General features: G+C 66.5%; 18 protein-coding genes. 7 read left to right on the top strand and 11 right to left on the bottom strand.

Going from position 1 to position 20,139, the window contains the following annotated elements; all coding sequences use genetic code 11:
• Positions 1-27 precede the first annotated feature (27 nt).
• The gene (locus ABG80_RS12130; RefSeq protein ID WP_058087892.1) at positions 28-1,071 is read left to right on the top strand and encodes a bile acid:sodium symporter family protein; all 1,044 of its coding nucleotides are present in this window, start codon (positions 28-30) and stop codon (positions 1,069-1,071) included.
• Between the two features lie 15 nt (positions 1,072-1,086).
• Positions 1,087-1,758, top strand: coding sequence for an RluA family pseudouridine synthase (locus ABG80_RS12125; RefSeq protein WP_058087891.1), 672 nt, complete (start codon positions 1,087-1,089; stop codon positions 1,756-1,758).
• A gap of 21 nt (positions 1,759-1,779) precedes the next feature.
• Here ABG80_RS12125 and ABG80_RS12120 read toward each other — a convergent pair whose 3' ends face one another.
• A complete protein-coding gene (locus tag ABG80_RS12120) occupies positions 1,780-5,190 on the bottom strand; it encodes a response regulator (protein ID WP_058087890.1) in 3,411 nt (1,136 codons plus the stop codon).
• 229 nt (positions 5,191-5,419) lie between these two features.
• Between ABG80_RS12120 and ABG80_RS12115 the strand changes: the two genes are divergently transcribed.
• From ABG80_RS12115 to ABG80_RS12105, 3 genes are all read left to right on the top strand, one after another.
• A complete protein-coding gene (locus ABG80_RS12115) occupies positions 5,420-6,541 on the top strand; it encodes a beta-ketoacyl-ACP synthase III (RefSeq protein ID WP_058087889.1) in 1,122 nt (373 codons plus the stop codon).
• Positions 6,542-6,660: 119 nt separating this feature from the next.
• Positions 6,661-8,121 carry an exodeoxyribonuclease I gene (sbcB, locus tag ABG80_RS12110; protein ID WP_058087888.1) on the top strand — a complete coding sequence of 487 codons (1,461 nt, stop codon included), beginning with the start codon at positions 6,661-6,663 and terminating at the stop codon, positions 8,119-8,121.
• A gap of 70 nt (positions 8,122-8,191) precedes the next feature.
• On the top strand, positions 8,192-8,701 hold the full coding sequence (locus tag ABG80_RS12105; RefSeq protein WP_058088164.1) for a YgjP-like metallopeptidase domain-containing protein: 510 nt from the start codon (positions 8,192-8,194) through the stop codon (positions 8,699-8,701).
• Here ABG80_RS12105 and ABG80_RS12100 read toward each other — a convergent pair.
• The 8 genes from ABG80_RS12100 to ABG80_RS12065 all read right to left on the bottom strand — a co-directional run bounded on the left by ABG80_RS12100 (position 8,687) and on the right by ABG80_RS12065 (position 15,375).
• Complete coding sequence (locus tag ABG80_RS12100) at positions 8,687-11,044, bottom strand: penicillin-binding protein 1A (protein ID WP_235513839.1); 2,358 nt, start codon at positions 11,042-11,044, stop codon at positions 8,687-8,689. The two genes, ABG80_RS12105 and ABG80_RS12100, sit on opposite strands and share 15 nt — an antisense overlap.
• A gap of 124 nt (positions 11,045-11,168) precedes the next feature.
• Positions 11,169-11,645: a DUF2269 family protein gene (locus ABG80_RS12095; RefSeq protein ID WP_058087887.1), complete on the bottom strand. Its 477-nt coding sequence runs from the start codon at positions 11,643-11,645 to the stop codon at positions 11,169-11,171.
• Entirely contained in the window at positions 11,642-12,016 is a 375-nt protein-coding gene (locus ABG80_RS12090; RefSeq protein WP_058087886.1) for a DoxX-like family protein, read from the bottom strand. Before ABG80_RS12090 ends, ABG80_RS12095 begins: the two co-directional genes overlap by 4 nt.
• On the bottom strand, positions 12,013-12,900 hold the full coding sequence (locus ABG80_RS12085) for an NAD-dependent epimerase/dehydratase family protein (RefSeq protein WP_058087885.1): 888 nt from the start codon (positions 12,898-12,900) through the stop codon (positions 12,013-12,015). Before ABG80_RS12085 ends, ABG80_RS12090 begins: the two co-directional genes overlap by 4 nt.
• On the bottom strand, positions 12,897-13,382 hold the full coding sequence (locus tag ABG80_RS12080; RefSeq protein ID WP_058087884.1) for a thiol-disulfide oxidoreductase DCC family protein: 486 nt from the start codon (positions 13,380-13,382) through the stop codon (positions 12,897-12,899). Before ABG80_RS12080 ends, ABG80_RS12085 begins: the two co-directional genes overlap by 4 nt.
• A 61-nt stretch (positions 13,383-13,443) precedes the next feature.
• Entirely contained in the window at positions 13,444-13,971 is a 528-nt protein-coding gene (locus tag ABG80_RS12075) for a GbsR/MarR family transcriptional regulator (RefSeq protein WP_058087883.1), read from the bottom strand.
• Positions 13,972-14,055: 84 nt separating this feature from the next.
• Positions 14,056-14,619, bottom strand: coding sequence for a hypothetical protein (locus tag ABG80_RS12070; protein ID WP_058087882.1), 564 nt, complete (start codon positions 14,617-14,619; stop codon positions 14,056-14,058).
• A gap of 84 nt (positions 14,620-14,703) precedes the next feature.
• Entirely contained in the window at positions 14,704-15,375 is a 672-nt protein-coding gene (locus ABG80_RS12065; protein WP_058087881.1) for a TetR/AcrR family transcriptional regulator, read from the bottom strand.
• Between the two features lie 228 nt (positions 15,376-15,603).
• Between ABG80_RS12065 and ABG80_RS12060 the strand changes: the two genes are divergently transcribed.
• Both ABG80_RS12060 and ABG80_RS12055 read left to right on the top strand, forming a co-directional pair.
• Positions 15,604-16,206 (top strand): 2-hydroxychromene-2-carboxylate isomerase, encoded by a 603-nt coding sequence (locus tag ABG80_RS12060; protein ID WP_058087880.1) that lies wholly within the window; start codon positions 15,604-15,606, stop codon positions 16,204-16,206.
• Positions 16,207-16,265: 59 nt separating this feature from the next.
• Positions 16,266-16,577: a YkgJ family cysteine cluster protein gene (locus tag ABG80_RS12055; protein WP_083506090.1), complete on the top strand. Its 312-nt coding sequence runs from the start codon at positions 16,266-16,268 to the stop codon at positions 16,575-16,577.
• 126 nt (positions 16,578-16,703) lie between these two features.
• Here the strand turns inward: ABG80_RS12055 and acnB are convergent, their stop codons facing one another.
• A complete protein-coding gene (acnB, locus tag ABG80_RS12050; protein WP_058088162.1) occupies positions 16,704-19,298 on the bottom strand; it encodes a bifunctional aconitate hydratase 2/2-methylisocitrate dehydratase in 2,595 nt (864 codons plus the stop codon).
• A 204-nt stretch (positions 19,299-19,502) separates the two neighbouring features.
• On the bottom strand, positions 19,503-20,048 hold the full coding sequence (locus ABG80_RS12045; protein ID WP_058087878.1) for a hypothetical protein: 546 nt from the start codon (positions 20,046-20,048) through the stop codon (positions 19,503-19,505).
• Positions 20,049-20,139: the final 91 nt, after the last annotated feature.

Here is a 20,139-nt window from a genome sequence, read left to right as displayed (position 1 = left end):
GCCTGACCGATTTCCCTGGTTGTACCCATGCGTCGCTCCTTTGCCCCGTTCCTCGCACCCGCAGTCGATCCACGTCGGAGCCAGCGCGGCGGGGCCGATTGGTTTCTGCTCGGCATGGTGGCGGCGGTGGTGCTGGCGTCGCTGGTGCCGCAATGGGGCCGCAGCGAAGGCCCGCTGCACATGGGACGGGTCACCGACGTGGGCGTGTTCCTGCTGTTCTTCCTGCACGGCATGGGTCTGTCGACTGACAACCTCAAGGCCGGCGCCAGCCGCTGGAAGCTGCACGCGCTGGTGCAGGCCTGCACCTATGTTCTCTTTCCCCTGTGGTGGGCGCTGGGTGCGCTCACGCTGGGGCCGTGGGTCTCGCAAGACTTGCTGATGGGCTTTTTCTACCTGGCGGTGCTGCCGTCCACGGTGTCGTCTTCGGTGGCGATGACGGCCCTGGCACGCGGGCACGTGGCGGCGGCGGTGCTCAACGCCACCTTGTCGACTTTGTTGGGCGTGTTCCTCACGCCGCTGCTGGTGAGCCTGGTCATGGGGCATGACGGAGGTGGCCTGGACGTGGGCGCCACCATGCTCAAGGTCGCACAGATGCTGCTGTTGCCATTCGTGGTGGGACACTTGCTGCGCCCTTGGCTAGCACAGTGGTTCGCGCGCATCAAGCCCATCACCAATGTGTTCGACAAAGCCGTGATCGTGCTGTTGGTGTGGTCGGCGTTCAGCGACTCGGTGGCCGATGGCCTGTGGACGCGCCACGGGCCGCTCCTGCTGGCCGAGGCCGTGGTGGGCTCGGCCCTGTTCCTGTTCCCGATGCTGTGGTTCACCCGCCGGGTGGCGCGTGCGCTGGGGTTTTCTGTCGAGGACGAGATCGTGGCGGTTTTCTGCGGCTCCAAGAAGACGCTGGCGTCGGGCATGCCCATGGCCAAGCTGCTGTTTGGCGGCAGCGCGGCCATGGGTGTGCTGGTGCTGCCCATCATGCTCTACCACCAGCTGCAACTGTTCGTGTGTGCGGTGATGGCTCGCCGATACGCCGCTCGGGCAGGCGCCGCAGAGCCCAAGCGCGTGGCCTGAGCGGACGCACCAGCCATGTCCACCACCAACCCGGACGACGAGATCGACTACCTGCCGCCGGCCGACACGGGCCTGGACCTGGTTCACGCGGACGACGACATCGTGGTCGTGGTCAAACCCGCCGGCTTGTTGTCGGTGCCAGGCCGGGGCGCCGATCGGGCGGACTGCATGGCCTCACGGGTGCAGGCTCGTTTCGCCGATGCCCTGATCGTGCACCGGCTGGACATGGCCACATCGGGCTTGCTCGTGTTCGGTCGTGGTCCCGAAGTGCAGCGCCTGCTGAGCATCGCTTTTGCCGGGCGCGATGTGCACAAGCGTTACGAGGCGGTGGTGCATGGCCTGGTGCAGACCGAGCAAGGTGAGATCGACCTGCCGCTGATCACCGATTGGCCGCGTCGGCCCAGGCAGATGGTGTGCTTCGAGCGCGGCAAGCCCTCGCTCACGCGATATCGCGTCATCGAGCGCGATGCGGTGCACGGCAGCACCCGCGTCAGCCTGGAGCCGGTGACGGGGCGATCGCACCAGTTGCGCGTGCACCTGATGGCGAAGGGGCACCCCATCGTGGGCGACCCGCTTTACGGCCCTGAGCTGGGGGCCGCCCGACTGATGCTGCATGCGGCGGAGCTGGGCCTCAACCACCCTCGCTCCGGCGTCGCCCAGAATTGGGTGAGCCCGGTGCCCTTTTGACCGCGGTGTGCAGGGGCGGTATCAGGCCAGCGGTGGGCCCAGCCAGCGCCGCAGGGTCTTGAACATCTGCTCGATGTCCAGCGGCTTGGGCACGTGGTCGTTCATGCCCGCAGACAAGGCCTGCTCGCGGTCCGTGGCCAGCGCGCTGGCGGTCATCGCGATGATGGGCAGGGAGCGCCAGCGAGGATCCTGGCGGATGTGCTGGGTGGCACTGTAGCCGTCCATGCGGGGCATCTGACAGTCCATCAGCACGCCATCGGGGCGCTGTCCTCGCGCTTCCAGGTTGGCGAGGGTGTCGAGCGCGTCCTGGCCATCACGCGCCAGCGAAACCCGCACGCCTGCTCGCTCCAGCAGCTCCATGGCCAGCTCCTGGTTCAAGGGCTGGTCCTCCACGAGCAAGACATGCCTGCCCGCCAGCCCCGACGTGTCTGGCGGCATGGGCATCGCGATGCTCTCGGTGACCCGTTGCTGCAAGGGCCTGGTGACGCTGCGGCTTGCGCCCAGTGCCTCGGTCAGGCTGTTGAACAGCGTCGAAGGGGTGACCGGCTTGGTCAGCACCCCAGCCAGGGCGACGTCCCTCGCCGCCTCGAGTGCCGCCTGTCGATCGAAGGCGGTCACCAGCAGGATGCAGGGGTGCTCCTCGCGGGGGCGAGCCTGGATGCGCCGCGCCAGCGCGAGGCCGTCCATGCCTGGCATCTTCCAGTCCACCAGCAGCCAGTCGTGCGGCACCGGGCTGGCGTCGAGCCGGGCCAGGGCCTCTTCGCCGCTGGCGGCCACATCGGCTTGCAGGCCCATGGCGGTGACCATGTTGGACAACACCTCGCGGGCATCGGGGTGGTCGTCGACGATCAACGCCCGCCGGCCCATCCAGTTTTCCCGGGTGGGGGCCATCGGCTTTGGGCGTTCGCTGGCGCGCATCTGGGCGGTGAAGTGGAAGGTCGAGCCTTCGCCGATCTGGCTTTCCACCCAGATCCGCCCACCCATGCGTTCGATGAGCTGGTGGGTGATGGCCAGGCCCAGGCCTGTGCCGCCGTGGCGACGCGTCGTGGAAGCGTCGCCTTGCGTGAACGGCTGGAACAGCCTGTCCATCTGCTCTCGAGACAGGCCAATGCCGCTGTCTTTCACCCAGCCGTGCAGGCGCAGGTTGTCGCCCTCCAGGGGCTCGGCGGACAGCCCCAGGGTCACGCTGCCGCTGTCGGTGAACTTGACGGCGTTGGAGCCCAGGTTGAGCAGCACCTGACGCAAACGGGTCGGGTCGCCGATGAGCCGGCTGGGCAGGTCAGGGGGGGCGGTGAACAGCAGCTCGATTCCCTTGCCCTCGGCAGCCAGGCCCAGCACGTCCGCCACTTCGTTGAGCACGTCCTGAACGCTGAACTCGATGCTCTCGAGCTCCAGGTGGCCAGCCTCGATCTTGGAGAGGTCCAGCACGTCGTTGAGGATCTGCAGCAGGCCCGTGGCGGCGTGGTGCGCCTTGTTCACGTAGTGGCGCACCCGCTCCGGCGGGTTCTCTGCCAGGGCCAGGTGGGTCATGCCGATGACGGCGTTCATGGGCGTGCGGATCTCGTGGCTCATGTTGGCCAGGAAAGCCGATTTGGCGCTGGCTGCGGCCTGGGCGTCTTCGGTGGCCGCATTCAAGGCCGCTTGCGTTGCCTTGCGCTGGGTGATGTCTTCGACGATGACGAAAAACAGGTCGGGGTCTTCGTCGCACAAGCTCATCATGGTGACGTCGGCATCGAAGCGTGCTCCGTCCAGGCGGCGATGCGCCCATTCAAAGCGCACGGCGGCCTGGCTGTCTCGGCACGCCTGCATGTGCCCCTGGGCAAGCTGGGCCAGGGCTTCTTGTTCCCCCTCATCGGAGCCGCTGAGCGGTGGCTCCCAGGGCTTGAGCCCGGTCAGGTCTTGCGCGGCTTGCGCGTGAAACAGCTTCACAGTCGCCGGGTTGCAGCGCTCGATGCCCCGCCTGGCATGCAGGAAGAAATAGGCCAAGGGGGCATTGCGGTAGGCGAGCTCGAACCTCAGTTCCGCGCGGCGCCTCGCGCTCACATCCAGCCAGTAGCCGTCGTACGTGGCTCCGCCATCTGGCGTGTGTTCGACGGCGCTGTTGACGCTCAACCAGCGCGGCTGGCCGTCCAGCTTGATCTGCATTTCCTGGGGTTCCGTGGGGGGCCGCCCGTCGGTTTGACCACAAGCCAGCCAGGCATTCTGCGGTGCCTGCTCCCAGTCGTCGGCCAGCGCGCCGAAAAGCCGCCGGGCGCCGGTGCCGATGTGGACGAACTGCCCCTGCCCATTGGCCTCCACGCGGTAGCGGAACAGCCCCAGCGGCAGCGCCCGGGTCATGGCCAGGGTTTCGTTGCGGGCGCGCTCGAGCGCCGCATGGCGTTCGGCTCGGCGCCAGTACAGCCACAGCGCCCCCCAGCCCAGCATGGCGGCGATGAGCGTGTTCACCGCGCCAAAGACCAGGATGCGCTGCTCGCCCTGCAGGGGTGACATGACCCACAGGCGATAAGGGTGGTCAGGCAGGTTGACGCTTTGTGCGAGGTAGGGCTGGCCATCGATGAGCCACACGGGCAGTTGTTGCCCGCCGACCGAGATCTGTCCGTTCTGCCAGTCCAGTCGGCCGGGCATGCCCCGGTAGACGCCATCGACGTCCACGCCTCGCACCGCGGGGTCTGCGGCGTCCGGCATCAGGTGGATCAGGTCGTCTCCACGGTTGCCCGCCACGATCACGCCGTTGCGATCGACCACGGCCAGCAGGCGGCCGCCGTTGTCGTTCATCATGCGCTGCATGGAGGGCTGATCTGTCTTGAGGATCAGCACGCCAAGGGGGCGGCCATCGCGGCTGATGCGTGCCGAAAAATTGAAGCCCGGCTTGTGGCTGACGCTGCCCATCACGAACTGAAAGCCCGCGCCCAGCTCCATGGCCTGGATGAAGTACTCGCGGGTGCGGAAGCTCGCGCCCAGGGTGGACACCGGGTCTGCATGGGCGCTGTCGGCCACCGAAATGCCCTGGGTGTCTTGCAGGTAGGCCTGCCTGATCTGGAAGTCCTGCACCAGCTTCAACAGGTGCTCGCTCATGTCCCGCACGGCAGGCGAGGCCTTGAGTTGGGCCTGCAGCGCTGCGCGTCGCTCGGGGGCTGGGGCTTCTGTGGTGGGCACAGGCTGGGTGAGCAGGAAGTCGGCCAGCGATGGCTGTTGGGCCAGCGCCTGACCGAGTGCCGCCAGCGCTCGGAAATGGGTGTCGACGCTGTCTGAAAACGCCTGCAGACGCTGGCTTCCTTGATCCAGGACATCCTGTCGGTTGTCCTGCACCCGAGCCCAGGTCAGGGCTGCGGCCAGGGCCAGGCACATCAGCAACCAGCCCCCTGCGGCTCGCAACAGTCTGGCCTTGAGGCGGTCGAGTGAGCGCGGGGTGTCGCTGTGTTGGTCTGCCATCCCGTTTTCCGTCTGGTTTGTGGAGCGGGCCCCTGAGCTTGCGCGCTGGGGCCTCAGGCGGGTCTTGCGCCCGCCGTGTCGGCTCGATTGTGATCTGATTGTGCAACGCCGCATTGGGGGCTTGCCCCCGATCACGCGGAGCGGGCTGTGGACTGCCGCAGGTGCCCCGCAGGGGGAAAGGTGGCAAAATTCCGGTTTTCCTTCGAGCCAGACGTGCGAGAGAGAGCCCATGAGCGCAGTTGTCATCAGCGGAACCGGTCTGTACCAGCCGCCGCACACCATCACCAACGCCGAGCTGGTCGAGGCTTTCAACGCCTACGTTGACCGCTTCAACACCGAGAACGCTGCCGCCATCGAGGCGGGCACCGTGCAGCCTCTGGTGCACTCCAGTGCCGAGTTCATCGAGAAAGCCTCGGGCATCAAGCAGCGCTACGTGATGGAGAAGTCCGGCATCCTGGACCCGTCCCGCATGCACCCGCGCTTTCAGGAGCGCAGCGATGACCAGCTCTCCATGCTGGCCGAAATCGGCGTCGAAGCCGCCAAGAAGGCCCTGGCCGCCGCCGGCAAGACCGGCGCCGACGTGGACGGTGTGATCTGCGCCTGCTCCAACCTGCAGCGCGCCTACCCGGCCATCGCCATCGAAATCCAGGCCGCGCTGGGTGCAGGTGGCTACGCCTTCGACATGAACGTGGCTTGCTCGGCCGCCACCTTCGGCCTGGAGCAGGCGGTCAACGCCGTGCGTTCGGGCTCGGCCAAGTGCGTGCTGGTCATCAACCCCGAAATCACCTCTGGCCACCAGGAGTGGAAGGACCGCGACTGCCACTTCATCTTCGGTGACGTGGCCACGGCCACCGTCGTCGAGCGCGCCGACACGGCCACCTCGGCCGACCAGTGGGACGTGCTGGGCTCGCAACTGGCCACGCAGTTCTCCAACAACATCCGCAACAACTTCGGCTACCTCAACCGCAGCGAAGACAGCGACCCCAACGCCCGCGACAAGACCTTCCGCCAGGAAGGCCGCAAGGTGTTCAAGGAGGTGGTGCCCATCGCCGCCGCGCACATCGAAACCCAGCTGAGCGCGCTGAGCATCCAGCCCACCGACGTGCGTCGCTTCTGGCTGCACCAGGCCAACCTGTCGATGAACCAGCTCATCGTCAAGAAGCTCATCGGCGCGGAAGTCACGCCCGAGATCGCGCCGCTGATCCTGGACGAATACGCCAACACCTCGTCGGCCGGCTCGATCATCGCTTTCCATGCCCACCGCGCCGACCTCAAGTCGGGCGACCTGGGCGTGATCTGCTCGTTCGGCGCGGGCTACTCGGTCGGCTCGGTGGTGGTGCGCAAGCGCTGACGCTTTCACCCGATGCCGATGCGGGACAATGACCGCATCCCGACACGGCCCAGCGGGTGAACCGCCGGGCCGTTTTGTTTGAATCGACGCCACCCAGGCTTTTGCAGGCCCCGAGCGCCATGAGCGACTTCACCTTCTACTGGCACGACTACGAGACCTTCGGTCGCGTGCCGCGCCGCGACCGTCCCTCTCAGTTCGCCGGTGTGCGCACCGATGCCGACCTCAACGAGGTGGGTGAGCCGCTGATGCTGTTCTGCCAGCCCGCGCCCGACTACCTGCCCGACCCGGAGTCCTGCCTGCTCACCGGCATCCTGCCGCAGCAGTGCCTGGCCCAAGGCGTGCCCGAGCACACCTTTGCCGACGCCATCGAACGCGAGCTGGCCGCCCCCAACACCGTCGGCGTGGGCTACAACACCATCCGTTTCGACGACGAGGTCACCCGCCACCTGTTCTGGCGCAACCTGATCGACCCCTATGGGCGCGAATGGCAGAACGGCTGCGGCCGCTGGGACCTGCTCGACGTGGTGCGCTGCACCTGGGCCCTGCGCCCCGACGGCATCACCTGGCCCAAGCACGAAGACGGTCGCCCCTCCTTCAAGCTCGAGCACCTGACCGCCGCCAACGGCCTGGCCCACGAAGCCGCGCACGATGCGCTGTCCGACGTGCGGGCCACCGTGGCCCTGGCCCGCCTGATCAAGCAGCACCAGCCCAAGCTGTGGGACTTCTGCCTGAAGCTGCGCAAGAAGGACGCGGTGCTCGCCGAAGCTGGCCTGGACAAGCCCCGTGCCGGTTGGAAGCCTTTTGTGCACATCTCCGGCATGTACGGCCACGAGCGCGGCTGCATGGCCCTGGTGTGGCCGCTGGCCCAGCACCCCAGCAACAAGAACGAGATCCTGGTGTGGGACCTGGCCCACGACCCCGCCGAGCTGTTCGACCTGAGCGTGGCCGACATCCGCCTGCGCATGTTCACCAAGGCGGCCGACCTGCCCGAAGGCGTCACGCGCCTGCCGCTCAAGAGCATCCACATCAACAAGTCGCCCGTGGTGCTGGGCAACCTCAAGATCCTCACGCCCGAGTTGCGTGCCAAGTGGGGCATCGACGTCGAGCAGGCCTTGCAACGCGCCGAGCTGGCCGCAGCCCAAGGCAGCCGCATGGACGGCATCTGGGCCGAGGTGTTCTCGCGCCCCGAGCGCACGGCCGGTGCGGCCCCGGTGGACGTGGACGAAGACCTGTACGGTGGCTTCGTGGGCAACGACGACCGCCGCCTGCTGCAGCGCCTGCGCGGCCTCTCGCCCGAGGCCCTGGCCGACAAGCACCCGGCTTTTGCCGACGAGCGCCTGGAGGAGATCTTCTTTCGCTACCGCGCGCGCAACTTCCCCGACACGCTGAGCGATGAAGAGCAGGCCCGCTGGCACGAGCTTCGCAGCGCCCGCCTGCACGAAGGGCAGGGTGGCGGGCTCACCCTCGCGGCCTTCTTCGAGCGCATCGACCAGTTGATGGAAGAGTGCGGCGAGGACGACGAACGCGCACACGACATCCTGAGCGCGCTGTACGACCATGCCGAGCAGATCGCGCCCTGACAAGACCGTCGGGGCAGGTCAGCGTGGTGTGCAAGGCGCTGCCGTGCCGATCAACCCTTCGCTCAAAGCCCTGAGCTACCTCGGGGGCTACCCGCCCGCGCTCGTGCAGCAGGTGCAAGGCCTGATCGACGCCGGCAAGCTCGGCGAGGTGCTGCGCCAGCGCTACCCCGAGGTGCACGATGTGCGCACCGACAAGGCGCTGTACGACCACGTCATGGAGCGCAAGGCCCGCTACCTGCGCGGCGCCGACCCCATCAGCAAGGTGGCCTACGACAGCAAACTCCAGGTGATCCAGCACGCGCTGGGCACGCACACCCGCGTCTCACGCGTGCAGGGCGGGCAGCTCAAGGCCAAGCGCGAGATCCGCGTGGCCAGCCTGTTTCGCGAGGCGCCGCCTGAGTTCCTGGAAATGATCGTCGTGCACGAGCTGGCGCACCTCAAGGAGCGCGAGCACGACAAGGCCTTCTACAACCTGTGCACGCACATGGCACCGCACTACCACCAGTGGGAGTTCGACTGCCGCTTGTGGCTGACGGCGCGCAGCCTGGGCCGGTGGGCTCAGGCCTCAGCGCCCGAATAAGCGCTCCAGGAAGCCCTTGAGCCTGTCTTCGGTGCTCGGTGTTTCGCCGGGCTGCGGCGGGCTGGGAATCAGGCTCGGGTCGATGGGCGCATCGTCCACCCCCAGCTCTTCGATGAAGCCGCCCGACGCCCATTCGCTGTAGCGCCAGCCCGACTCCGTGCGCACCACGCCCTCGGGCACCGGCATATCGACCACCGGCTCTTTGGCCAGGGCCGTGCCCATGTACTGGATCCATGCCGGCAAAGCCAGCGACGAGCCCGAGGCTTGGCTGCCCAGGCTGCGCGGTGTGTCGTGGCCCAGCCAGACCACGGCCACCCGGCGCGGCTGAAAGCCCGCGAACCAAGCGTCGTACACGTCGTTGGTGGTGCCGGTTTTGCCGTACAGGTCGGGGCGGCGAAGCTGGGCTTGCGCCTTCGCGGCCGTGCCCGAGCGGGTGACCTCGTTGAGCAGCGTGCCGGTCAGGAAGGCATTGCGGGCCGGGATCACGCGGTCGCTTTCATCGAGCACCTTCGGGGTGGCCTCGAACACCACCTTGCCCGTGCCATCGGTGATCTGGCTGATCACCACCGGGTTGACCTTCAGGCCGCCGTTGGCGATGACCGCGTAGGCGCTGGCCAGCTGCATGGGCGTGGTCGAGCCGGCACCCAGGGCCAGCGTCAGGTTGTCGGGCTGTTTGTCGACGTCAAAGCCATAGCGACCTGTCCAAGTGCGAGCGGCCTGAGGGCCCATCAGCTGCACCAGGCGGATGCTGACCATGTTCTTGGACTTGGCCAGCGCCGTGTGCAGGGGCATGGGGCCCTCGAACTGTCCGTCCGCGTTCGAGGGGCTCCAGTTGCCCACCGTGAGCTGGGCGTCGTTGACCAGGGTTTCAGGCATCACGCCGTTCTCCAGCGCAGCCGCGTACAGGAAGGGCTTGTAGCTCGAGCCCGGCTGCCGCCAGCCCTGCGTGACGTGGTTGAACTGGTTGCGCTGGAAATCGAAGCCGCCGACCAGGGCCCGCACCGCGCCATCGCGAGGGTCCAGCGCCACCAGCGCCCCTTCGGCCTCGGGCCACTGCGTGATGACCCAATTGCTGCCTTGCTGCAGCGCGCGCACCACCGAGCCTCGGCGCAGCTTCAGCTTGTCGCTGGCCTTGGCGCTCAGACCGGGCTGCACCTGGCGCAGCCCCTTGCCACTGACCGGGATGACCTCGCCACCCGACAGCACCAGCGTGACCTGCTTGGGCGAGACCTGCGTGACCACGGCCACCTGCAGCATCTCGTCGTCGTTGTGGTCGGCCAGCACCTGAGAGACGGCCGGGTCGGTGTCAGCCAGCCCGCTCTCCAGGTCTTCGTGGCCTTCGGGCCCACGCCAGGCCAGGCCGAGCTCGCGGTCGATCAGGGTCTTGCGCAGGGCCTTCCAAGCAGCCTGTTGCTCGGCCGCGCGCAGCGTCGTCACCACCTTCATGCCGCTGGTGTAGGCCTGCTCGCCGTACTGCGCGTAGACCTGTGCGCGAGCCATTTCTGCCACGTACTCGGCGTGCACCTCCGCTTCACCGGGGTCGCGGGTGGAGGGCTTCTCGGCCTTGGCTGCTTCGTATTGCTCTGCGGTCAGCACGCCCTCGCTGCGCATGCGCGACAAGGCCACGAGCTGGCGTGCGCGGGCCCGCGAGGGGTTCTTGATCGGATTCACGTACGACGGGTTCTGCGGCAGCCCCGCCAGCATGGCGCACTGAGCAGGTGTCAGCGCGCTCAGCGGCTTGCCATAGTAGGTCTGTGCGGCCTCGGCAAACCCGTAGGAGCGCGCACCGAGGTAGATCTGATTCATGTAGAGCGTCAGGATCTGGTCCTTGCTCAGTTCGTGCTCGATCTTGAGCGACAGCAGCGCCTCATTGAGCTTGCGCGAGATCGTCTTCTCGCGGGTCAGGAAGAAGGTGCGCGCCACCTGCTGCGTGATGGTCGAGGCGCCTTGTGTGCGCCCACCGGTCAGGTTCGCCACCACCGCGCGCGCCACGCCGATCGGGTCGATGCCGTGGTGCTCGTAGAAGCGGCTGTCCTCGACGGCCAGCAGGCTGTCGCGCATCAACTTGGGGATCTTGTCGAACGGCACGAACTGGCGCCGCTCGCTGCCGAAGCCGCCGATCTCGACCCCGTCCGAGGTGTAGACGCGAAGGGGCTGTTTGGGTTGGTAGTTCGCCAGGCCGCTGGTGTCTGGCAACTGCGGGTAGAGCACCGCTGCCGTCAAGAGCAGGGCCAGCACGGCGATGGCGCCCGCGGCCAGGGCCATCAAGGCCGCAGTCAGGATGAAGCCGCCTTGGGGGCGGCGTGTCGGCGGGGGACTTTTCTGCGAGGGCAGCAGGGACATCGGGGCCGACGGGGGAGCCAGATCAGGCATGCACAGCGGGCAGGCGGGTCAGGCCCGGCCTGCGAGAGCCACAAAACGGCGATTATCTCGCTGCGGCGGGAGCGGTCACCCGAGGCCTGGTCGGTCAGGCCCACAGGGGCGGCTTGGCCACCATCAGGTAGTACACCGCCAGCATCGCCGTGAACGCGGGAATGCCCAGCCACGTCCACAGGCGTGCGTGGCGATGGTAGGCCTCGGGCAGTGGCTCGCCCTTTTGCCAGGCCTGCTCGGCCATGGCCGCCATCCGCAACTGCAACACGACCACGGGCAACCAGCACAGGCCAGCCAATGCATAGAGCGCCAGTGCGCACACGATCCAGGGGCTGTCCAGTTGCCAGCCGGCCATGTGTGCCAGCGCCAGCCCTGACAGCGGTTGCAGGATCACCGTGGGGGTCGTGAACCACCAGTCCGCCCGCACCACCAGCCGGCTCACCAGGGCCTGTGCCTCGACCGAGCCGGTGCGGTTGATGAAGAACATGTAGAAGGCCGAGCCGAAGCCTGTGCCGACCATCAACACACTGGACAAGATGTGGAACCACTTGAGGACAAGGTAGGCGGTCATGATGAAGCTCTCTGCAAGGCCCAAAGCAAGGCGATGATGGGCAGGTTCTTGGTGAGTGGCCCCAGCGGGTGCCACCACAGCGTCGGATCGATCCAGGTGGCCACAGCGGTCATGCCCAGCGTTGCGGTCAGCGCCACCGCCCAGACCACGCGGCCTGGGCGCAGCCACATGGCCAGGCCCAGCACCAGGTCCAGGGCGGCGCCACCCCATATCAGCCAGGGGTGCCAGCTCGGCGGCAAGCCCGGCTGTGCCGCCAGCAAGTTCGGCCCGATGGTGTTGGCCGTCCAGGCGCTGGCAAGGGCTGTGACGAGCCAGATCGCCGCGAGGACAGCGATCACCGGGCGCGTTGGCAAGGTGATCTGCGTGTTCATGGTGCGCAGGCCATCAGGTGGTCGGGGCTGGTTGCCGATCTCCCCAGCAACTGCTCGAAAGCCGCTGCGGTTGCGACATTGTCCTGAGCCAGCAGGCTCAGTGTCTCTGTGCACCATGGCGCCCAGGGCAGCTCGTCGCCCAGCCTCGCGCTCAACCGGGTCAGCAGGTCGGGCAGGGGCAGGACACGGGCGCGCCCATGGCCCATCTGCCGACGCAGGGTGGCAATGAAGTCCGCCAACGTCAGGGCCTCGGGCCCGACCACGTTCAGCACGCCTTGCACCACTGCGCCTTGGGGCGTCAGGAGGCGGGCCACACCCAAGGCCATCTCGCCGACGGCGATGGGCTGGACCCTTGCCCGGATGACGGGAGAAGGCAGGCACAGCAGTGGCGACCTGGCCAGCAGGGTGAACAGCCGGCTGCTGTCTCCACCTTCGCCAAAGACGATGCTCGGTCGCAGCACCACGCCATCGAGGCGGCCGTCCCTCACCCTGCTCAGCAGGGCGGATTCGGCGGCGAGCTTGCTGCGCGCGTACAGCGTCGGGTTGCCTTCGATGCCCAGGGCTGAGACGTGGACCACCCGCCTCACACCCTGCCTCGCGCAGGCCTCGAACAAGGCTTGCGGAACTTCTGCGTGGATGGCCTGCATGGGTTGACGGGGGCTGTCGCGCAGGACCCCCACGGCATTGACCACCGCGTCCACGTCCACCAGTGTCGTTCGCCAGGCCTCAGGCTGGCGCCACCGCAGGAAATCGACCCGGCGTTCACGGACTTGCCCATGGGCTGGCGCACGAACCCCGAGCAGCACATCGTGCCCAGCCTGTTGCAATGCGCTCGCCACGCGGGCACCGATGAAGCCCCGAGCGCCACACACCAGGACCCTCATGATGCGTCTCCTTGGGTCGAGGGTTGATCGTGGTGCTCAGGCAGTGGGCAGCCTGCGGCGCTGCAGTTCATGCGCGCGTGCGCTGCCTGTGCCGACCTGCGGATGGGGCCTTCGAGCACCGCCCGCACCAGCCAGCGCGGCACCCATTGGCGACGGCGGGCGAACCGGGGGTAGAGCCAAGCCAGGGCGGCGTTCATCACAGGCCACTGGGTGAAGGCGGTGACGTGCCCCAGCCCCACGGCGACATAAGCGGCGTGGATCGCGTCAACGCCCTGGCTCACGGCACCATCCGCCCACACGCCGTGCATGGCGGCCATCATCTGATCGCGATCGATGCCAGCGACCGGCGAGGCGAAGTCCCGGGCCGAGGCATCGACAAAGGCGAGCCTGCCATCTTCGTTGCGCAGCATCAGGTTGTGCATCTCGGCATGGCAGAGCGGGCAGCTGGCGTCGTAGTACAGCGTCAGGGGGTAGGCAGGCATGGCGTTCTCCTGTTCTGATGGAAATTTCTGAAATGACAGAAATATTGGGGCAAAAAAAGGGTCAACTTCCTCGGACGAACTTCTGCACGCTGGCGCCCATCTTCAGCACCTTCTCCAGGGTGGAGGGCGACAAGCGCAGCATCTCGTCTGACCAGGCGCCCAGCGCGGTCATGAAGCGCAGGGTCTCTTTGACGCGGTCCTGGGTGTCCGCGGCTTCGCTGGCGAATTGAGGTGACGCCACCAGTTGCTCCAGCAGGCGCGTGGTCGGGTCGAACTCTCGCTCCTTGCGCTCCTTGACGATGGTGGTGAACAAGGCCCAGACATCGTGCGAGGCGGATTCAAAGTAGTCGCGACGGTCCCCGAGCACATGTGTGGTGCGGACCAGTTGCCAACTTTGCAGTTCCTTGAGGCTGGTGCTCACGTTGGAGCGGGCCACGCCCAAGGTCTCGGCGATCTCTTCTGCGTGCAGGGGGCGGCCATGGAAAAACAGCAGCGCGTGGATCTGGGCCACGGTGCGATTGACACCCCAGGCAGAGCCCATCTCTCCCCAGTGGACGACGAATTGGCGGGCGGTGTCGGTGAGTTCCATGGCTGCAGTGTATGTTCAATCAGAAATTTCTGTCAACACAGAAATATTTGATCGCCGCAGCGCAACGAGGATGAGGTGTCGCGCTCAATCGCGTCGCTTCATCGACGCGCGCAACTCGTCCCTGCGAGCCTTCCAGGTCGCGCGCTGTTCGTTGTCTTTGTCGAGTCGGTCAAGCAGGGATTCGACGTGGTGCAGGGCGCGCTCCTGGTCGCCGCGTTCGCTGGCGCGCTCGATCAGCCAGACCAGTTCCTGCTCGTTGACCACGTTCTGCTTGAGCAGCTTGCTGTCGGTCACCGTGCCCACCAGTGCGCCCACCGAGGTGGCGATGGTGAACGCCAGGGCGGCGATGCCGCCCACGATGTAGAAGCCGCGCCTGCGCCGCGTGTCTGCCGTGAAGGCGGCTGCCAGCGCGAAGAACACCACCAAGGCGGCCAGGGCCGTCATGCTCAAGGTGAACCCGTCCCAGACCAGGGAGAGCTCCATGCCTTGCCAGTTGGTGGTGGCCAGGATGCCCCCCAGGAACGCGCCCAGCAGCAGCATCCAGATCGCTTGCCGGCCCTTGGCGTGGGTCGGGAAAATGTCGAAGATCTGCATGGCGAACCCGAGCAGGGAGGCCAAGCCGGTGATCAGGGTGAACGCGTCCATCATGGGCGGCAGTGTAGGGCGCGGGCACCCAGGCGGTGTCCTGTTGTCAGGCATTCACCCGTCTGGCCAGGCCGCGGGGCATGCAGATCAGGCCGCGCGCGGGGTTTCGCTCAGCTCGTTGACCCATTCGTTCAGGCCGCGCCACGCGTAGAGGTTGTAGGCCACCACCTCGTCCAGGGGGTGGGCGTAACCGCTGCGAGCCCACACGGTGCCGACCTGAACGGCCATGCCCAACAAGCCTCGTCCCATCAACTCCAGGTCAAAGTTGGGGTTCATGCGCGGGTACAGCCTTTGGGCCGTTGCGCGGATCAGCGGGATGTACTGGGCCAGCGCCTCCTGGGTGCCCTGTGCGTTGGGCAAGGCGGCTCCGCTGAAGCCGTCTAGCAGCAGCACGTGGGCGCGTCGGGCGTCCTCGCGCAAAAAGCTGTACAGGGCGCTCAGGCCTGCCTTGGCTTGGTCGAGCAAGCTGAGTGGGGCGTTGGACATCGCTGCCGCGACGTGGGCCACGAGCAGGTCTTTTTGCCAGCTGTCGACGGCCTCGTAGGCGTCCTTGGTGTTGCGGAACGACTCGTAGAAGTAGCGGTCGGTCAGGCGCGCTTGCGAGCAGATGTCGCGCATGGTGGTGTGGGCCACACCGCGCGTGGCAAAGCAGTCCAGCGCGGCTTCGAGCAGCTTGGCGCGGCGTTGCTCGCGGCGCGCTTGCGCGGTCTCGCCTCGGTAGGTTCGCGTGGGCGTGGCGACTTCGGCCTGGTTTCTCATCGTGTGTCGGGGCCTGCTGCTTTGCGGCAGCCTGGCAAACTGAAATCTTTTGTTTCCCGAATATCGCGCAACGATGATCGAATCGGAATAGGGTGTTGCGTGGGTTTGTTGCAGTCAGCCGGGCGGCCTGCTCTCGCAGGGGTGAGAAGAGGACACCGTCGCTTCCCAATGGGGCGTGACCTTCATGCTAGGCTGACGGCCCCACGGCCTTGTATCGAGCCAGAGCCCATGCCTGCTGCCATCGACTTCTATTTCGAGTTCTCTTCTCCCTACGGTTACTTCGCGGCCGAACGCATCGAGGCCCTGGCACAGCGCCATGGCCGCACGGTGGACTGGCACCCCTTGTTGCTGGGCGTGATCTTCAAGAGCACGGGCGTGTTGCCGCTGACACAGGTGCCGCTCAAGCGTGACTACGTCAAGCGCGACTGGGAGCGCATCTCGCGCCTGACGGGCATCCCGTTCAAGATGCCCTCTGTTTTCCCGATTGCTTCGCACCATGCCTCGCGCGCGGTGCTGTTCGTGGCGCGCAGCAACGAGCAGGCCGCCAAGGACCTGACCCTGGCGCTATACCGCGCCTGCTATGTCGAGGGGCAGAACATCGGTGAGGCCGATGTGGTGTGCGCCGTGGCCAAGGGCATTGGCCTTGATGCCGACGCGATCGCCGAGGGCATGGCCGACCCGGCCGTCAAGGACCAGCTCAAGCATGAGGTGGGTGCGGCCGAGGCGCGTGGCGTATTCGGCAGCCCCTTCGTCATCGTCGATGGCGAGCCCTTCTGGGGCTTCGACCGCTTCGACATGCTCGAAGCCTGGCTGGAGCGCGGTGGGTTCTGAGCCCAGGGCTGGTGGGTGCCGACTGCGCAACATGGCCAGGACCCTGGATGGTGGCGGCGATGACGCCTGACTGGGACTGTCAGGCCTGTGGTGCGTGCTGCGCGACGTTTCGCGTGTCCTTTTACTGGGCCGAAGCCGATGACGCGCCCGGCGGCACCGTGCCCGTGGGCCTGACCCAGCCTGTGAGCCCGACTTTGCGCTGCATGGTGGGCACAGGGGTCAAGCCCGTGCGCTGCGTGGCGCTGGAGGGCGAACTGGGTCGGCACGTGGCCTGCCGCATCCATCCGCTGCGTTCGTCGACCTGCCGGGAGGTGCAGGTGGGCGACGAGCAATGCCGCAAGGCGCGGGCACAGCACGGGCTGCAGACCTGATCTTGCCCCCGGCGCAGTCGCCCGGGGCGTCTCGCGCGAGCATGAAAAAACCCGCCAGGTTGCCCGGGCGGGTTTTTCGTCAAGGTGCCCAACCGTTGCCAGTCAGGCCCCAGGCGCTGAGCGAGCTCAGGCGGCCGTCACGCCCTTGGCGGTCTCCACGTACTCTTCAATCTGGTTGAAGTTCATGTACTTGTAGATCGAGTCGGCGTTGGCCGTGACCACGCCGGTTTCAGCCATGTACTCGGCTGGTGTGGGCAGGCGGCCCAGCTTCGATGCCACAGCAGCCAGTTCCGCAGAGCCCAGGAACACATTGGTGTTCTTGCCCAGGCGGTTCGGGAAGTTGCGGGTCGAGGTCGAGATGCAGGTCGAGCCTTCCTTGATCTGAGCCTGGTTGCCCATGCACAGCGAGCAGCCCGGCATTTCGGTGCGGGCACCGGCTTGGCCGAAGGTGTTGTAGAAGCCTTCCTTGGTCAGCTCGGCGGCGTCCATCTTGGTGGGCGGGGCCACCCACAGGCGAACCGGCAGGTCCTTCTTGCCTTCGAGCACCTTGCCAGCGGCACGGAAGTGGCCGATGTTGGTCATGCACGAACCGATGAAGGCTTCGTCGATCTTGGTGCCGGCGACTTCGGACAGGAACTTGGCGTCGTCCGGGTCGTTCGGGCAGCAGACGATCGGCTCCTTGATGTCGGCCAGGTCGATCTCGATGACGGCGGCGTACTCGGCGTCCTTGTCGGCTTCCAGCAGTTGCGGGTTGGCCAGCCAGGCTTCCTGGGCTTCGATGCGGCGCTGCAGGGTGCGGGCGTCGGCGTAACCGTTGGCGATCATGTTCTTCATCAGAACGATGTTCGACTTCAGGTACTCGGCAACCGGTTCCTTGTTCAGCTTGATGGTGCAACCGGCGGCAGAGCGCTCAGCGGAGGCGTCGGACAGCTCGAACGCTTGCTCGACCTTCAAGTCAGGCAGGCCTTCGATTTCCAGCACGCGGCCCGAGAAGATGTTCTTCTTGCCGGCCTTGGCCACGGTCAGCAGACCGGCCTTGATGGCGTACAGGGGGATGGCATGCACCAGGTCACGCAGGGTGACGCCAGGCTGCATCTTGCCCTTGAAGCGAACCAGCACGGATTCGGGCATGTCCAGGGGCATCACGCCCGTGGCAGCGCCGAAGGCGACCAGGCCCGAACCAGCGGGGAAGGAGATGCCGATCGGGAAGCGGGTGTGCGAGTCGCCACCGGTGCCGACGGTGTCGGGCAGCAGCAGGCGGTTCAGCCACGAGTGGATCACACCGTCGCCCGGACGCAGGGCCACGCCGCCGCGGTTGCTGATGAAGGCGGGCAGCTCGCGGTGCATCTTCACGTCCACGGGCTTGGGGTAAGCGGCCGTGTGGCAGAACGATTGCATGACCAGGTCAGCGGAGAAGCCCAGGCAAGCCAGGTCCTTCAGCTCGTCACGGGTCATCGGACCGGTGGTGTCTTGCGAACCCACGGTGGTCATCTTCGGCTCGCAGTAGGTGCCGGGGCGCACGCCTTGGCCTTCGGGCAGACCACAGGCGCGGCCGACCATCTTCTGGGCCAGGGTGAAGCCCTTGCCGCTGTCGGCCGGGGCCTGGGGCAGGCGGAAGGCGGTGGAAGCGGGCAGGCCCAGGAACTCACGGGCCTTGCCGGTCAGCGAGCGGCCGATGATCAGGTTGATGCGGCCGCCGGCTTGCACTTCGTCGAGCAGCACTTGCGACTTGAGTTCGAACTTGGCGGCTTCGGCGCCGTTCTTTTCGATCTTGCCGTCGTACGGGTAGATGTCGATCACGTCACCCATTTCGAAGTTGGACACGTCCACTTCGATGGGCAGCGAGCCGGAGTCTTCCTGCGTGTTGAAGAAGATGGGAGCGATCTTGCCGCCCAGGGTCACGCCGCCGAAGCGCTTGTTGGGCACGAAGGGGATGTCTTCGCCGGTGGCCCAGATCACGCTGTTGGTGGCCGACTTGCGCGAAGAACCGGTGCCGACCACGTCGCCGACGTAGGCGACCAGGTTGCCCTTCTTCTTGAGGTCTTCGATGAACTGCATCGGGCCGCGCTTGCCGTCTTCTTCGGGCTTGAAGGCCGCGTCGGGACGGGTGTTCTTGAGCATCGCCAGATAGTGCATCGGGATGTCAGGGCGGCTCCAGGCGTCCGGAGCGGGCGACAGGTCGTCGGTGTTGGTCTCGCCAGGCACCTTGAACACGGTCACGGTGATCTTCTTGGCGACGGGCGGGCGGCTGGTGAACCACTCGGCGTCGGCCCACGACTGCATCACGGCCTTGGCGTTGGCGTTGCCGGCCTTGCACAGCTCGGACACGTCATGGAACGCGTCGAACATCAGCAGGGTCTTCTTCAGGGCGTCAGCGGCCACACCGCCGACTTCGGCGTCGGACAGCAGGTCGATCAGGGGCTTGACGTTGTAGCCGCCCACCATGGTGCCCAGCAGCTCGGTGGCCTTGGCCTTGGAGATCAGCTTGACGGCGACATCACCGTGAGCCACGGCCGACAGGAAGGAAGCCTTGACCTTGGCAGCGTCGTCCACGCCGGGGGGAACGCGGTGGGTCAACAGGTCCAGCAGGAAGGCGTCTTCGCCAGCGGGCGGGTTCTTGATCAGCTCGATCAGCTCGGCCACTTGGGTGGCCGACAGGGCCAGAGGGGGGATGCCAAGGGCGGCGCGTTCGGCAACGTGTTGGCGATAGGCTTGCAACATGGTGTTCACCTGGTTGGGATGGGCAAAAAACGTGTCAGACACGTGGGTGGCGCACAAAAAATCACCGCGGTGGGGCGAATCAAGCGTTCCAACCACATGGAAATGCAATTTCCGTGCAGCCTGCTATTTTCGCCTACACCGCGGTGAATGTCACCACGACCGCATGAAATCAATGGACTTCATGCGACGAATGAGGGGGATTTTTCAGCGCGGGGCGTCGAAGATGGACGCGCGGGCTGGCTGGGCCCCCAGATCGGCCTCGGCCTTGCGCTGCACCTCGTGCACGCAGGCGTCCACCAGGCGCTTGCCGGTCCGGGTGTCGAGCACCATGGATTTGGTCAGGATCTGCACCAGCAGGGCCTGGCCGCGCACGTCTTCGAGGCGGGTGGCGCCGGTGGCCGACAGCACCGGCTTCATCAGCCACTTTTGTTTGCCCAGGGTCAGGTCGACGTAGCCAGGGTTGGCCTCGTTGTGACGCACCAAGATGTGCTGGCCGAACTCGCAGTTGTACGAGCCGGTGAGCACGCGCTCTTGCGCCGCCATTTGTTCGGGCGTGGCCGCAGCCAGCTGCAAGGGCTTTTCAACGGGCTGAGCCGCGCCTTTGATGACCGACTTGGAGGCTTTGACGGCGTTGGAGGCGTGGACCAGTTGGGGGGCAATGGCTGCAGCGGCCATGCCGATCACCAAGCCTGCGGACAAGGCCAGGGTGCGGGTGCGCTGGGTGCGGCGAGCGAGCTTGGATGCGTTCATGCTGTGAAAATCCGGGAGGCGCCAGGGGCGCCGGATCCTTCATCTTGCCACCGATCCATGGGGGTGTGGGGAAGAAAACACCCCGTGGATG

Origin of the sequence: Aquabacterium parvum, from assembly GCF_001447195.1 — a bacterium.
Classification (GTDB): Bacteria; Pseudomonadota; Gammaproteobacteria; order Burkholderiales; family Burkholderiaceae_C; genus Aquabacterium; species Aquabacterium parvum.
The sequence above is the reverse complement of the archived record's forward strand: the minus strand, read 5'-3'. Positions and strand labels throughout refer to the sequence as shown.